The sequence below is a fragment of the Actinokineospora sp. NPDC051303 genome (assembly GCF_055586285.1).
The window spans coordinates 18566-34266 of record NZ_JBVJIN010000024.1; the positions used below are offsets into that span (position 1 = coordinate 18566).

At 70.7% G+C, this 15701-nt stretch carries 9 protein-coding genes; 5 read left to right on the forward strand and 4 right to left on the reverse strand.

The annotated features are described in order from the left end of the window. Positions 1 to 32: 32 nt before the first annotated feature. Positions 33 to 875, forward strand: a complete 843-nt coding sequence (locus ACZ6SD_RS19510; RefSeq protein ID WP_465318354.1) for a PIG-L deacetylase family protein — start codon at positions 33 to 35, stop codon at positions 873 to 875. Here the strand turns inward: ACZ6SD_RS19510 and ACZ6SD_RS19515 are convergent. Beyond that, positions 839 to 1582 (reverse strand): TylF/MycF/NovP-related O-methyltransferase, encoded by a 744-nt coding sequence (locus ACZ6SD_RS19515; RefSeq protein ID WP_465318355.1) that lies wholly within the window; start codon positions 1580 to 1582, stop codon positions 839 to 841. The two genes, ACZ6SD_RS19510 and ACZ6SD_RS19515, sit on opposite strands and share 37 nt — an antisense overlap. Then, positions 1582 to 2763, reverse strand: a complete 1182-nt coding sequence (locus ACZ6SD_RS19520) for a radical SAM protein (RefSeq protein ID WP_465318356.1) — start codon at positions 2761 to 2763, stop codon at positions 1582 to 1584. The genes ACZ6SD_RS19515 and ACZ6SD_RS19520 overlap by 1 nt, the downstream gene beginning before the upstream one ends. A gap of 138 nt (positions 2764 to 2901) precedes the next feature. Between ACZ6SD_RS19520 and ACZ6SD_RS19525 the strand changes: the two genes are divergently transcribed. After that, on the forward strand, positions 2902 to 4776 hold the full coding sequence (locus tag ACZ6SD_RS19525; protein WP_465318357.1) for a B12-binding domain-containing radical SAM protein: 1875 nt from the start codon (positions 2902 to 2904) through the stop codon (positions 4774 to 4776). Between the two features lie 21 nt (positions 4777 to 4797). Beyond that, on the forward strand, positions 4798 to 6327 hold the full coding sequence (locus ACZ6SD_RS19530) for a GMC oxidoreductase (RefSeq protein ID WP_465318358.1): 1530 nt from the start codon (positions 4798 to 4800) through the stop codon (positions 6325 to 6327). Positions 6328 to 6361: 34 nt separating this feature from the next. Here the strand turns inward: ACZ6SD_RS19530 and ACZ6SD_RS19535 are convergent, their stop codons facing one another. Next, positions 6362 to 7612, reverse strand: a complete 1251-nt coding sequence (locus ACZ6SD_RS19535; RefSeq protein WP_465318359.1) for a glycosyltransferase family 4 protein — start codon at positions 7610 to 7612, stop codon at positions 6362 to 6364. After that, the gene (locus tag ACZ6SD_RS19540) at positions 7599 to 8870 is read right to left on the reverse strand and encodes a DegT/DnrJ/EryC1/StrS aminotransferase family protein (RefSeq protein ID WP_465318360.1); all 1272 of its coding nucleotides are present in this window, start codon (positions 8868 to 8870) and stop codon (positions 7599 to 7601) included. Before ACZ6SD_RS19540 ends, ACZ6SD_RS19535 begins: the two co-directional genes overlap by 14 nt. An 889-nt stretch (positions 8871 to 9759) precedes the next feature. On the opposite strand from ACZ6SD_RS19540, the gene ACZ6SD_RS19545 reads away from it, so the two are divergent. Continuing rightward, positions 9760 to 11865, forward strand: coding sequence for a hypothetical protein (locus ACZ6SD_RS19545; RefSeq protein ID WP_465318361.1), 2106 nt, complete (start codon positions 9760 to 9762; stop codon positions 11863 to 11865). Positions 11866 to 11897: 32 nt separating this feature from the next. Next, a complete protein-coding gene (locus tag ACZ6SD_RS19550; protein WP_465318362.1) occupies positions 11898 to 15110 on the forward strand; it encodes an MFS transporter in 3213 nt (1070 codons plus the stop codon). Positions 15111 to 15701: the final 591 nt, after the last annotated feature.

Here is a 15701-nt window from a genome sequence, read left to right on the forward strand (position 1 = left end):
TGGATCTGCTGACTCGGACCAAGGAGCGGACTGTGCACGGCTTAACCGGCTCGACCGACTTGACTGGTTTCACTGGCGACGGACCCCTGCTCGCGTTGTCCCCCCACCTCGACGACGCGGTGATGTCGGCGGGCGCCGCGCTCGCCGCGGTCGCCGAGACGGGTCGGCCGGTGGTGGTCTGCACCGTCTTCGCGGGCAGTCCGACACCGCCGCTTTCCGCCCCTGCCAACGAGTTTCATCGCGACTGCGGTCTCGGCGCGGACGCGGTGGACGTGCGCCGGGCCGAGGACAGCGCCGCCGTCGCCGCGCTCGGCGCCGACCCGCTGCACCTGCCGTTCCTCGACGCGCTCTACCGGCGGCTCGGCGCGGACTGGCTGTGCGGGTGGCTGGGCGCGCACTTCGACCCGGACCTGCCCGCCGAGCCCGACCTGGCGGCCGAGGTCACCGCGGCGCTGAGCGCGCTGCTGCGCGACCTGCGGCCCGCTGCGGTGTGGACGTGCTCGGCGATCGGCGGCCACGTCGACCACCGGACCACCCTGGCCACCGCGACCGCGGCCTGCGCCGCCGAGGGCGTCGCCCTGGCCCTGTGGGAGGACCTGCCCTACGCCATCGGGCAGCCGCCCGCGGCGCCGACCGGGCCCCTGCTGCCGACTCAGGCCGCGGAATCGCACCACGAAGCCAAGTTGGCGGCCATCGAGCGCTATTCGTCCCAATTGGACATGTTGTTCCCGGACGGTCCGGGCTGGCGCGCGGCGTTCACCGGCCACGCGCACGCGCGGCTGGCGACGCACGGCGCGGCGGAACTGGTGTGGTCCGCCGCGCCGGAGGGAGCCGACGCTCACGCGTCCGGGTTGGGGCTGTCGCCCAACCGGTGAACGAAGAACGCGCGGCCGTGCCAGCCGTAGCGGATGAACTCGCTGTACTCGTAGAAGCCGTCCGTGCGGGCGAAGCACTCGCGCATCGCCCGGCGCATCCCGAACCGAGGGTTGGCCCGGTTGCAGTTGTAGTCGTCCATCAGCAGCACCGCGCCGTCGGGCAGCAGGCGGCGGCCGAGCAGGTGGTCGAGCACCTCGACGCTGGAGGAGTACAGGTCGCAGTCGAGGTTGGCGATGGCCACCTGCTCGGTCAGCGGGGTGGAGAGCAGGCTGTCGGAGAACATGCCGGGCACGATGGTCCACGCGCCGGGGCCGAGCCTGCGGCCGAACTCGTGCCGCAGCATCTCCTCGGTCCCCGGGGGCGAGGCGTCCTCGTGCTCGCGCCAGTAGCCGCTGTCGGCCACCTCGTAGGAGATCGAGTCGACCGAGTTGGTGCTCTTGGGGAAGCCCTGGAACGAGTCGTAGACGTAGAAGTGCCGGGGGAAGGTCTGGGCGTAGAACTCCGTCTCCGCGCGGAACTCCGCGATCAGGTCGGCCAGCAGCAGCGAGCTGAAGCCCTCGAAGCAGCCGAACTCGGCGACCGCGCCGGGAATGTGGCTGCCGTAGACGTACTCGAAGGTGAGCCGGAAAGCCTCGCCGTAGATCCTCGTGGCCCGGTCGAGGTCGCCGTAGGTCGCGTTCTCGACCTGGTCGAACGTACGGGTCATCATCGTCCTTCTGCCGCAGTGAGGGGTTCGTCGCTAGGGGAGTCAGCGCTGGGGGCGTCCTTGGCGAACAGCGCCGGGTCGACCTCGATGTCCAAACTCAGCTCGCAGCACCGGTAGCAGATCGGCTCCAGCTCCTGCTTGATCAGCTCGCGCATCCGGCCGTACATGTCGTTGTTCCACACCTCGCCGAGCGTGGTGTCCTTCACCGAGCCCATGACCGTGTCGGCGAACGGGGTGCAGCTGAGCACGTCGCCGTTGGGCAGCACGGTGGTCTGCGCCCACAGCTTCGGGCAGGTGGTCTCCTCGACCGTGGACTTCCAGTCGTCGGTGAAGAAGGCGCTCTGCTGCTCGGAGGTGTAGCGGACCGGGGCGACCAGCACCTCCACCGTGTCCGAGCAGGTCTTGGCCTCCTCCAGCACGCTCAGCAGCACGGCGCGGTCGACGTCGGCGTGCTGGTGCTCGTTGCAGTAGCCGGTCCAGGACAGGAAGGGCCTGCCGGTGACGCCCTCGAACGCCGGGCGGCTGGCCTTGCCCTCCTCCTTGGTGAAGTACATGGCCAGGTCGACGGTCACCTGGTTGACGCCGAGCTCCTCGGCCAGCCGCACCATGCCGGGCAGCGAGGTGTAGTTCATCCCGGTGAGGGTGAAGTTGAGCGCGATGCGCGGCCCGCGGCCCGCCTTGCGGGTCGCCTCTTGCAGCGCCTTGACGCCCTCGACGACGCGCTCGAAGGACTTGCGGCCGCGGATCGGGTTGTTGATCTCCGCGGTGGGGCCGTCGAGCGAGACGTAGACGATGTCGATGCCGCCGTCGACCAGGCCGTCGGCGACCCGGGGGAGCAGGGTGCCGTTGGTGCTCATGTCGAGCTGGCACCCGGGCGCGCGGGTTTTGGCTTGCCGCACCAGTTCCAGCACGTCCGGGTGCATCAGCGGCTCGCCGCCCATCATGGAGATGCTGGGGTTCGGGTTGTGCGCGACCAGCTCGTCCACCAGCCCGTTCCACATGTCCAGGGTGATGTGCTCGCGCTTGACCTCCTCCAGCCAGGTGTTCTCGCTTGAGGAATCGCCGTAGAGCCAGCACTCGCGACAACTGAGGTTGCACGCCCAGTTGACGAAAACGGTGACATAACGCGGGACTTGCGGTAATGCGGGCTGTCGTGCGGGTTGTATAGGCAGATGGATCATGACATTCCTCCGAATGGCCGTAACGCACTCGAGCAGCCCTGAGGGCCCCCGCTAACCCTTGACATGGCTTTCGTAGATGCGTCTAATAAACCACGCGGGACGTCGTCAGATCAAGGACCCCGCAGAAAGGGGTCCGATGTGACGGACGCCGGAACAACCACCCCCATTCAAGTACTACTCATCAAACCCCCGATCAGATCCTGCATGGTGGAGATCGGCAGGCATATGCCGATCGGGCTCGCCTATTTGGCGGCCCAGCTCCGGCAGGACGGCATGGCCGTCGAGATATTCGATTCACTGGCCTGGACCGATGACAACCACGTCGTCGCGCCGGAGGACTACACCGACGCCGACCGGGCCAAGATCGCCGCGCACCCGCGCTGGCGCAACCTGGTGCACTGGGGCGCCACCTGGGAGCGGATCACCGACAAGCTGCGCGCGGGCGCCTACGACGTGGTCGGCGTGTCCTGCATGTTCACCCCGTACTACGAGCCCGCATACCAGCTGGCCAGGCTGGTCAAGGAGATCCTGCCGGACGCGAAGATCGTTCTCGGCGGCCAGCACCCCACGGTCGCCCACCACCACGCGATGACCGAGACCGCGTTCGACGCCCTCGTCCTCGGCGAGGCCGAGGCCAACGTGGCGCCGGTCTTCCGGGCGTTGCACGAGGGCGAGAGCCTGCTCGGGCAGGCGGGCGTCGCGTTCCGCTGCGATCGCGGGATGTGCGATTGCGCCGAACCGGCGGACCGCGTCCACCTTCAGCCTAGGGCGAATTTCCTGCAAGACCTCGACAGTCTTCCCCGGCCCGAGGTCGGCCTGTTGGACATGGCGTCCTACGACGCGACGGCCACCTTGATCACCAGTCGCGGCTGCCCATTTTCGTGTTCATTTTGCACAGTGCACGCCACGGTCGGGAAACAATTCAGGACCCGGTCTTCGAAAAATGTCGTCGATGAAGTCGAGCACTACGTCGAGGCGCACGGCATCCGCCGGTTCTTCATCGAGGACGACAATTTCACCTTCGACATCGCGCGCGTGCATGAGATTTGCCGGGCCATCCGGGACCGGGGCTTGGACGTCGAGTTGCACCTGCCCAACGGCATGACCGTGGTCAAGCTCAGCGAGGAGCTGGTCAGCGACATGGCCGGGGCGGGCTTCCGCAGCCTGTTCCTCGGGCTGGAGACCACGGACATGGCCCGGCTGCGCAAGATTCGCAAGGGGTTCACCTCGCTGGCCAAGGTCCGCGACGGCGCCGCGCTGTTCACCGAGAAGGGCGTCGACGTCGGCGCGTCGCTGATCGTGGGCCTGCTCGGGCAGAGCACCGCCGAGCTGATCAAGGACTCGGTCAACCTGATGCTGGCCGGGGTCCGGTTCTGGACCAACCCGTTCTACCCGATCCCCGGGTCGCCGGACTTCCAGCAGTGCCTGGGCCAGGGCCTGATCACCCACGACACCGAGCTCGCGCTGTATGACCAGTTCAACTTCGCGATCGGCTCCGACCGGCTCTCGCCCGCCGAGCTGTACTGGGCGTGGGTGAGCACCCAGGCCATGGCCCAGTGGCCCGCCTACGTGCTGGAGGGCGCGGCCCGGCGCGAGCGGGGGCCGGTGTCGCTGGCCGAGGGGCTGGAGCGCCTGCTGGCGCACAGCACCGACCTGTTCGGCCCGGACGGCGGGCTGGAGGTGCCCGCGGTGCCGGTCATCGTGGACGGCGACCGGGTCCACGTGCACCCGGACGGCTGCTACGACTCGATGCAGCACATCGCGGACAAGCCGCGCCCGGACGGCCTGTGCACCTTCACCGGCGACGCGCTGGCCGCCGCGGTCAGCCTCTACACCGGTGTCGCCTACGGGGCCCGGCAGCTCCCGGGCAAGACCGACGGCCGCTGCGTGTTCGCGCTCAGCGTGGACGACGTGGACCCCGCCTTCGAGGGGACCTGCCGGACCGCGGTCGCCGTGCTGCGCGAGTCGCTGGACGAGCTGGCCGGGGAGCCCGACGCCGCGATGGCCGAGTAGGCCCCTGCGATGGAGCTGGCGATGGGGCTGGGGATGGAGCGTCGGTACGACGTCTGCGTGATCGGCAGCGGCGCCGCGGGCGGCGTCGTGGCCAGCGAGCTGGTCGGCGCGGGCTGGGACGTGTTTGTCGTCGAGCAGGGCGAGCACGTCCCGGGCGGGGCCTACCTGGTCGACCTGATCCCCGGCTACGAGACGGCCAGGGCCAGGACGATGACGGGGGAGTGGACCGAGGAGGGCTACCCGTGGACGGCCTGCTGCGTCGGCGGCGGCACCCGGTTCTACGCCGGGGTCTCGCTGCGGATGCGGCGGGTCGACTTCGACGCGGCCGGGCACGTCGCCCCGGACACGCTGCCGCCAGCCTGGCCCTTCGGCTACGACGAGCTGCGCGCGCACTACGACTGGGCCGAGCGCGCGCTGGGCATCACCTCCGACGGCGGGCTGGACCCGCAGCGGCCGTCGCCGCCGCTGGATTTGCTGCCCGCGCACCGGCCGAGCGCGCGCGGGGCCGCGCTGGTCGCCGCGGGCCGCTCCCTGGGGATGCGGCCGTTCCCGGTGCCGCTGGCGGTGGCCTCGGCCGCCTTCGGCGACGCCCCGGCTTGCGCGGATCTCACCGCCTGCACCGACTACGCCTGCCCGTCCGGCGCCAAGGGCGACGTGCACCAGCGGCTGCTCAGCCCGCTGGCGGGCGCGCCCAACCTGACCCTGCGCACCGGGCTCAAAGCCGTGCGGCTGGTGGAGGACCGGGCCGGGCACGTCGGCGGGCTGGACTGCCTTGACTTGGCCACCGGCGCAAGGGAAACCGTGCGCGCCGGGATGTTCGTGGTGGCGGCCAACGCCATCCAGAGCGCCGCGCTGCTGCTGCGCTCGCGCTCGGAGTTCGCCCCGGACGGCCTGGGCAACGGCCACGGGATGGTCGGCCGCGGCCTGTGCATGAAGGCGGGCCAGCACGTGCGGGCGACCCTCGCTCAGGATCTGCCCGAGCCGCTGGTCGCCGCGGGCGGGCGCTACGCCACGGTGGCGCTCACCGACCACTACCTCGACCCGGACTGCCCGAGCGGGCTGGGCGGGCTGATCCTGGAGACCGGCCCGCTGGACGGGGACCGGGGCAACCCGCGCGTCCTGCGGGTCGAGTGCCTGGTGGGCGACCAGCCGATGGCGTCGAACCGGGTCGCGCTCGACTGGTCGACGCTGGACGCGAACGGGCTGCCCAGGCTGGTCATCGACTACCGGCCGCACCCGCTGGACCTCGAACGCCTGGCGTACCTGCGCAAGCGGGCGGCCGAGCTGATGACCGCGGCGGGCGCGGTCGCGGTGGCGACCGAGCCGATGGACTTCCCGCTCGGCAGCGCGCACCTGCACGGCACCTGCCGGATGGGCGCCGACCCGCGCACCAGCGTGTGCGACCCGGACGGCCGCGTGCACGGCGTCGACAACGTCCGGGTCGCCGACGGCGCCCTGATGCCCTACCCGGGCGGGGTCAACCCCACCCTCACGATCCAGGCTCTCGCCCATCGCCTCGCCACTTCCCTGGTAGTGGACGGAAAGCCGTGAGGGCCGCCGCCCGGCGACCCTCACGGCTGGGTGCCTACCGCCGGGTGACGACCGAGGCGTAGACCTCGGCGAGCCGCCGGGTCACCGCGGCCAGGTCGAAGCCCGCCGCCCGCGCCATCCCGGCCGCCCCCTGCTCGCGGCGCAGCTCCGGCGATTCCAAGAGCTTGCGGACCGCGGCGGCCAGCGCGGGCGGGTCCCACGGCGGCACGATCAGGCCCGCGGCGCCGTGCCCGACGACCTCGGGCAGCCCGCCCACGTCGGTGACCACCACCGCCCGGCCCGCGGTCAGCGCCTCAAGCACCGTCCCGCCCAGCTCCTCGTGCCGGGACGGGATGACCACGACCGCCGCCGACTTGACCGCGGCGGCGATCTCGGCCCGCTCCAGGTGCCCGCGCAGCTCGACCTGCCCGGTGATGCCCAGCCGGGCCAGCTCGGCCCGGCAGTGCTTCAACTCGTTGCCGTCCCCGCACATCACGAACCGCGCCGCCGTGCCTTCCCGCACCAGCATGGCCGCCGCGGCAACGTAGTCGGCCCAGCCCTTCTCCGGGGCGAACCGTCCACAGTAGAGCACCACCGGCTGGTCGGGGTCCGGCCCCGGATCCGTTGCGGACGGCCGGAAGTCGTCCAGCCGCACGCCGTCCGGCACGATGTGCACCCGGTCCTCGGTGGTGAGCCCGCTGTCCACGTACACCTTGCGAATCCGCTCGGTGAGCACGACCGCCGCGTCCGCGCGCCGCACCGCCCACCGCTCGAACAGCCGCGCTGGCCCGATGAGCACCTTGCCGAGCAGGCTCTCCGGGTGGAAGGTGGCGATCGCGCTGCAATGCGTGGTGATTACCAGCGGCACGCCGAGCACCGCCTTGGCCACGACCGCGAACAGGAACGTCCAGGGCAGCTCGCTGCAATGCACGTGGATCAGCGAGAACCGGCGGCGCCCGCCGCGCAGCCGCTGCCGCACGCACCACGCTGTCAGCGCCAGCCCCCAGGACACCAGCAGTCCGATGTAGCCCTTGGCCCGGGTGGGGATCGGGGCGATCGGCAGCGCCAGCAGCTCGAAGCGGGTGCGCTCGTCGACGTCCATGGTCTTGCCCATCCCCGGGCGGCGCGGGAACACCACGGTCTGTCGGGCGCCGAGCGCGGACATCTGCTCGGTGGTCTGCATGATCTGGACCTGCATCCCGCCGATCGGTTCGTACTGCAACTCCCGGTGGGTCAGCTCGCGCCCGGCCAGGTAGTAGTACGGAGTCAGCCGCAGGACGTGCGGTCCCGGGTCAGAGCTGGGCATGCTGATCGCGGACCTTGGCCAGTGCGGCGACGATGTCCGCGGCGTCGGCCGGGTCGCCCAGCAGCGCGCCGTGGTGGAACAGCAGCGCCGACTCGGCGAACTTCTCGGCCCCGGAGAAGTCCCGCCCGACCGCCCGCGCGCGGCCTTCCTCGGTCCAGATTTCGGCGAACCTGCGCTTGGTGTGCGGCCGGAGCATCAGGCTCCGGTTCAGCGGGGCGTCCGGCGGGTAGACCGTCAGGCCCAGCTCCGCGCTGACCGCTTCGGCTACCCTGGTGGCGGGCACGGCGCCGAAAGTGCCTTCCTCGAACAGAATTCCGTACTCGTAGATGGACCGGCTGTCCGCTTCCGGGGGCACCGGGATCGGCTCGAAACCGCCCAGCTCGGCCAGCCCGCGCTCCAGTTCGGCCGCGACCTTCTCCCGGTGCCGGTGCTGGGCGTCGAGCCGGGGAAGCTGGTCGAGCAGCACGGCCGCGGTCAGCTCGGACATGCAGTAGTTGGCGCCCATCACCTCGCCCGCCTCGATCAGCTCCATCACGCCCGCGGGCACTTCCTCGTCGGGGTAGCGGCGCGAGTCCGCGCGCAACTGCTGCGCCCGCCGGTAGAGCTGGGCGTCCTTGGTGATCACCGCGCCGCCCTCGCCGCCCGCGAGCACCTTGCCGTTCTGGAAGCTGAACACCCCGATCGCGCCGAGGGTGCCCACCGCCTGGCCGCGCCACCGCGCGCCGTGCGCCTGCGCGCAGTCCTCGACCAGCGGGACGCCCGCCCGCTCGGTGACCGCGAGGATGCCGTCCAGATCGGCCACCGTCGCGCCCAGATGGACCACGATGACCGCTTTGGTCCGCTCGGACAGTCCGGCCTGGACGCTTTCCGGTGTGACGCAACCGGTCCGCGGGTCCGCGTCGACCAGCACCGGCAGCGCGCCGCAGCGCAGCACCGCGGTGACCGGGGCGACCCAGGTCATCGCGGGCACGACCACCTCGTCGCCGGGGCCGACGTCGAGCGCCTCCAGGGCGACCAGCAGCGCGCTGGACCCGTGGTCGACGCTCACGCAGTAGGGGACGTCGTTGTAGCGGGCCCACTCCTCGGCGAAGCGCCGCTCCCGGGCCTTGGTGCCGTCGCTCGGCCAGCTGATCGCCCACCGCCCGGACCGGATGGCGGCGACCACCTCCTGCTCGGTCGCGGCGTCGTACTGCGGCCACCGCGGCCAGGCCCGGTCCGGCCGGACCGGAGTTCCACCGAGAACGGCGAGTCGGCTCATGAACGCTCCTTGTGGTAGCGGTGCAGGGCGGTCTTGACAGGTGAGTCGTGACCGGGACAGGCGCGGTCCCGGCCAGGTATGCTGACGCGGTAAAGAGCGACCCAATCCGGGTTTCGCGTGCCCTTTTCCGGAGCCCCGTTTCGGCGCCGCCCCCGGCGGGTCGGTGTCCGGCCCGCCGTTCGCACTCGCCGCGCGGCTCCTCGGCGCCCGTTATCGAGCATCGGCATTGTTTCCCCAGTTTTCGGCGAGGCGACTTTCGGTCGTCATCGGTGGTGTGGGCCGGGCGCCGTTTCGACTATTCATGAAAGCCCGCCGATAGGCCATTCGGCCGACCGGCGGCGCGCTTTCGGTGGTCCTGGGATCGATTTCTTCCGGCGCGGCCCCGCCGCTCCGCCGAGCACTCCGCTCTCGTCGCGCCCGGCGTTCCAGACCAGGGTCAGGGGGTCCGAACCGGGCGGGATCGCCGAGTTTGGGATGCTCAAAAAGCATCATACGAAGGTGTCAAGCCACAGCCTGCGGCCCGGTATTGTGCCGCTGACCGGCGCGGATGCCGCCCGTGTTCCACCGGAAATCCGCCATTCGCCAGCACCGGAGCATCCGATCGGCCGCTCCGGGCGTATTCGATTTAGAGCGTTCGGGTGATCCTGGGCCAATGCCGACACCTGGCGGTATCTGTCAGCGGCCGGAAGCACTCTTTAAGGCATTCCGCTCACACATGTCAGCTTCGCCGCTATAGTGACGACCTGAGGGGGTGACGCGGCGGCCTGTGGTTCATCTGAAGGTTGGTCCGGACCACTGCGGGGTTCTGGTCCCAAGCCACGGCACTCTGGTGCTTCGCCCCTTTTTCTGTCTGTCTCACCAAACGCGACTCAAGTAAAGGAATCGCACGATGGGCAAGACCGTTAGTCCCACACGACTCTGGAAGCGGGCGTGGTCGGGCCGCGCGCGCCAGACCGCGCTCATGGTCCCGGTGGCCACGACTGTCGTGCTCGGGGCCGCGGGTCTTGTGCTGGGGGGCGGCGCCCGCCCACCGTTGTTGATCTCGGCGGGGATCGCCCTTGTCGCCGCCGTCGTGACCTTCGCCGTGTTCGCCATGACCGTGACCGCCCCGGTCCCCGGCCACCTCGACGGCACCACCCTCGGCGACGCCGAGCAGCCCCACGACGAGGACCTGACCGGCGTCCGCGACCCGGACTTCCTGGCCCTCGGCCTCGGCGGGACCAACATGATGGCGATGCTGTGGTCGGTGGCCATGGGCAAGCGCGTGGTCGGCGTCGAGATGCGCGGCGACCCGTCGCTGGGCGTGCACTGGAACATCCGCGAGGACCTGTACCACCACTTCGGCCTGATCGACCAGATGATGCTCGACCGCTACGGCCCCGACGGCGTCCCGAAGCGACAGGACGGCAAGCCGTTCCTGCTCGCCGAGTGCTTCTACCACCCGGACACCGCGGCGGGCGCGGTCGCCGCGGACGAGGTCGTCACCGGCTTCCTCGACTCGCACCTGGGCGAGGAGTCGCACATCTCCGGGATCATCCACCACACCGAGTTCATCGACGACCGCTGGCACAACGGCCAGCCGCAGCGCATCGTGACCGTGGTCCAGTCCGCGCTGCCGCCGACCGAGCACGACCCGTCGAAGATCGGCCGCAGCATGGTCGACGTGCTCGACGGCCCGTCCACTTTCCAGGCGGGCGCCTCGGAAGTCCTGATCCTGCAACGCCGTTACCTTGAGGCCATCGAGGAGATGGACCGCGAGCGCGGGCTGGAGCGGCCGCGCGTGCGGCTGTTCACCAGCCACCGCGTGGTGACCCCCAGCGAGGACGGCGGCGTGCTCGCCTGGTTCCGCCGCGACGAGGGGTTCGTGCCCCGGTCGGACGGTCGCAAGGGGATTCGGATCGAGAAGATCCGCGAACTGGACTACAAGGGCAAGTTCAAGCGGGTCCGGGTGCCCGGCACCAAGGTCATCGACCTCGGCGTGCCGGAGCTGTTCATGATCGCCCAGGGCTTCGACAGCAGCGACGCCACCCGGCTCGGCTTCCGCCAGCAGCCGGTCAAGGTCGACCACCAGGACGGCCGCGGCCCGGTGGTGGCCCAGGCCGACTACCTCGCCGGTCTGCTTGAGGTGCTGGTCGACGGCCGTCTCCGCAGGCGCATCGCCTCCGAGTTCGACAAGGAGGGCAACGAGTACTGGGTGCGCCAGATCGCGGTGGGCCACCAGGACGACCCCGAGGTCGGCTGGATTCTGGTGCAGGTGCCCGACTTCAAGACCTTCGACCCGATCCTGGCCGGTCTGGTGCCGGTGGGCACGGACAAGGACACCCCGGAGTACTTCGCGGCCTACCAGTTCCTCCTCCGCGACTACTACCTCGAACAGGTCTCGCACATTGTCGAGATCCCCAAGGAGGACCTGGAGAAAATCCAGATGCCCTACGGCCCCAAGCTGTTCAGCCTGGTCGAGCAGGTCGGCGACGACGCGCTCGTCGCGGCCAACGGCGTGGTCGCGGGCGACTCCTTCGGCAACGGCCACTTCCTGACCAGCGGCGGAGCCATCACCGGCATGGTCGGCCACGGCGCCCGGGTGCTGCGCTACTGGGAGGCCCGCGCGGCGGGCGTGCCGCACGAGGATGCCGTCCGCACGCTGGCGGACGGCATCAAGGAGGACACCGACGGGTGGCTGCACGTCAGCGCCCAGGAGTTCAGCCAGGCCGTGCCGATCAACTTCGGCGCCGAGCGCATCGAGAAGATCTCCGCGGCCAGCGGCAAGTCCACCACGGAGCGGGCGACCACGATCGACGCGACCCGGCGGCACCGGCACTCCCTCGCGCCGCTGGACTACTCCGACTGGCGCAGGCTGGTCATCCGCAGCGGCCGCACCTACGCCGAGCCGCTGCCGCCGCTGAGCCAGGTGCACCCCGCGCTGCGCGGCCAGGCTCCTGAGCCCGCCGAGCCGGTCATGGCCGACGCCGAGCTGGCCACGGCGGGTGGCGCCTGATGCGGACCACGCCTGAACCGCGGCCCGTCCCGGTGCTGCGGAGTTTACGGGAGCGCCAGTTGGCGCTGGTGGTGCTCAGCGTGGGCACCCTGATGATCATCCTCGACAGTTCCGTGGTGAACGTCGCGCTGCCCTCTATCCAGACCGAGCTGGGCTTCTCCCAGTCCGACCTGGCCTGGGTGGTCAACGCCTACCTGATCCCGTTCGGCGGCCTGCTGCTGCTGGCGGGCAGGCTCGGCGACCTGTTCGGCCGCAAACGCCTGTTCCTCGGCGGTCTCGGGCTGTTCACCGCAGCGTCGGCGGCGTGCGGCCTCGCGCAGACCAAGGAGATGCTGATCGCCGCCCGGTTCGTGCAGGGCATCGGCGGCGCGATGGCCTCGGCCGTGGTGCTCGGCATGATCGTCACGATCTTCCCGGGACGGCGGGAACAGGCGCGCGCGATCAGCATCTACGCGTTCGTCGCCGCGTCCGGCGCGTCGGTCGGCCTGCTCGCGGGCGCGGCGCTCACTGAGGCGGTCAACTGGCACTGGATCTTCTTCGTCAACCTGCCGATCGGCGTCGTGGCGATGCTGTTCGCCACCAGGCTGCTCGATGAGAACCGCGACAGCGACCCCGGCAAGGGCGCCGACGTGCTCGGCGGCGTGCTGATCACCGCGGGTCTGTCGCTGCTGACCTACACCATCGTCCAGGCCGTCGACCACGGCTGGGCCTCGGCGCGCACGCTGCTGCTGGCCGCGGGCGCGCTGGTGCTGGTGCTCGGGTTCGTCTACCGCCAGGCGCGGGCGAAGAACCCGCTGGTGCCGCTGGGCATCTTCCGCGCGCGCAACGTGGGCTGGGCGAACCTCATCCAGACGCTGATGGTGGCTGGCTTCGCGGGCATGTTCTTCCTCGGCGCGCTGTACCTGCAGAACGTCCTGCGCTACAGCGTCGCCGAGATCGGCTTCGCGTACCTGCCGCTGACGGTCGCCATCGCGGTGCTCTCGCTCAAGGCCGCGCCGAAGCTGATCGAGAAGGTCGACGCCCGCACCGTGCTGGTGCCCGGCCTGCTGCTCGTCGCGGGCGGCCTGGCGTTCTTCGCCCGGGTGCCGGTCGAGGGGACCTACTGGGCCGACGTCTTCCCGGTCATGGTGCTGCTCGGCGTCGGCGCGGGCATCTGCTTCCCGGCGCTGCTCACCGCGGCCATGTCCCAGGCCACCAGCGAGGACGCGGGCGTGCGCTCCGGGCTGGTCAGCACCACCCAGCAGATCGGCCCTGCGCTCGGCCTCGCGGTGCTGGCGGCCCTGTCGACCGCCCGCACCCGCGACGCCGTCGCCGCTGGCGAGCCGATGGCCGAGGCGCTGACCAGCGGCTACCAGCTCGCGTTCCTGATCGGCGCGGGGTTCGTGCTCGTCGCGATCGCGCTGACGGTGACCGTGCTCAAGCCCGCGGCGCCCAAGACCGCGCCGGAAGCGCTCGACCACACCACGGTCGGCGACCGGGCGGAGAACCTCACCGGCGTCCGCGACCCGGAGTTCCTGGCCCTGGGCCTGGGCGGGACCAACATGATGGCGATGCTGTGGTCGGTGGCCATGGGCAGGCGGTCGGTCGGCGTCGAGATGCGCGGCGACCCCAACTTCGGCGTCATGCACTGGCAGGTGCGCGAGGAGCTCTACCACCACCTCGCCGAGATCGACCGGATGATGCTCGCCCGCTACGGCGCGGACGGCATCCCCAAGCGCGGCGACGGCAGCCTGTTCCTGCTCTCGGAATGCTTCTACAGCACCAAAACCCAGTCCGGCGACGTCGCCGCCGACGAGGTGGTCAGCGGCTTCGACCTGGACTCGCACGTCGGCGGCGTGCTGCGGCACAGCGAGCACATCGATGACCGCTGGGTCGACGGCCTGCCCAACCGGGTCGTCCTCGCCCAGGGCGCGGCGACCCCGCCCGCGGAGCCCGACCCGAGTGTCATCGGCCGCGACATGGCCGAGGTGCTGGAGTCGCGCTCGGTGTTCCTCTCCGGCGCGGAGGAGCTGCTGGTGCTGCTGCGCCGCTACCTTGAGGGCATCGAGGCCATGGACTTGGCCGCGGGCGTCGAGTCGCCGCGCGTGCGGCTGTTCCTCAGCCACCAGGTGGTCGACCCGACGCAGGGCCTGGGCCGGGCCAACCGGCGCGGCCCGGACCAGCCCGGGTTCGAGCGGTTGCCGGACGGGCGGGTGCGCGTGCGCATCGAGGCCATCCGCAACCTGGACTACAAGGGCCGGTTCAAGCGGGTGATCGTCCCGGGCACCGAGATTATCGACCTCGGCGTCCCGGAGGTGTTCGTCGTCGCCCAGGGCCAGCACAGCCAGGACGCCGAGCGGCTGGGCTTCACCCAGCGGGAGGTGATGATCGACCACGGCGATGGCCGCGGCCCGGTCGTCGCGCAGGCGGACTACCTCTCCGGCCTGATCGAGGTGCTGATCGACAGCCGCATCCGGGCGCGGATCGCCACCGAGTTCGACAAGGAGGGCCTGCCCTACACGGTCCGCCAGGTCGTCATCGGCCACGAGGACGACGCCGAGATCGGCTGGACGCTGGTGGAGGTGCCCGAGTTCAAGACCTTCGACCCGGTGCTGGCGGGCCTAGTGCCGGTGGGCACCCCGGTCGACTCGGCCGAGTACTTCGCCGCGCACCAGCACCTGCTGCGGGACTTCTTCCTGGAGCAGACCTCGCTGTTGGTGGAGGTTCCCAAGGCCGAGCTGGCCAAGGTGCAGCTCACCTACGGGCCGAAGCTGTTCCGCCTGGTGGAGAAGATCGGCGAGGACGCCTTGCTCACGCCCAATGGCGTGGTCGCGGGCGACTCGTTCGGCAACGGCCACTTCGGCGCCAGCGGCGGCGCGATGACCGGCATGATCGGGCACGGCTCCCGCGTGCTGCGCTACTGGCAGGCCCGCGACGCGGGTGTCACGCACGAGGAGGCGGTGCGCGCTCTCGCCGACGGCGTCAAGGAGGACACCGAAGCCTGGCTCAAGGTCAGCGAACGGGAGTTCAGCCCCCTGCCGACCGGCGGCGGAGCCGAGGTGGCCGCGACCATCGAGGCCACCAGAAAGCACCGCACGGACCTGCTTCTGCGCGACCACTCCGACGAGTGGACCAGGGTGGTGATCGTGGCGGGCAGGCTGCACGCGTTCGTGCTGCCGGAACTGTCTGCCACCCACCCAGCCCTGCGCACCGGCCCACTCGCCTCCGACACCACAGAGGAACTGGCCCCCGCCAGAAACACCTGACCCAACCCGACCCGACCGGCGGTAAATCGTCCACAGTGGAGCTACCGGAATCGTCCACGGTCACTCGGGTGAGCGCGGCGGGCTGCGGGTGGCGGATGAACTGGCTTGTGCCAGGCCATCCGCCCGCGTGGCCCGACCGCGACCCGGCGATGGATCCTCCACAGTAGGGAACCGTCTACGGTCATTCGGCAACGCGTGCCGGTTCGCCCGATGCCACGAGCGAACCGGCGCGTGCTGGGAAGGTTGGCCGTGGTGCGGTCTGCTCGGGAGTGGTGGCGGGTGCTTCGCGGTGGTGCGGGCGGAATCGCAGGCGGCCATGCGGTCGCGTGCCGGTTCGCTCGTGGCAGGCGCCGTGGGCGAACTGGCTCGCGGCCTGATCGTGACCGAGGGCGGGGCTGGTCCACCGTGGCGCGGACGGAATGTCCACTGCCACGTGGGCTGTGCGGACCGGTTCGCTCATGGCCGATGTGGGCAGGCGACCATCGGCCATGCGCACCAAGCCTGCCACGAAACTGGCTCATGCCAGGAACATCTGACCGTGTGATCTGACCGCGACCGGCGGCTGATCGTCCACAGTGGACGACCGGCCGC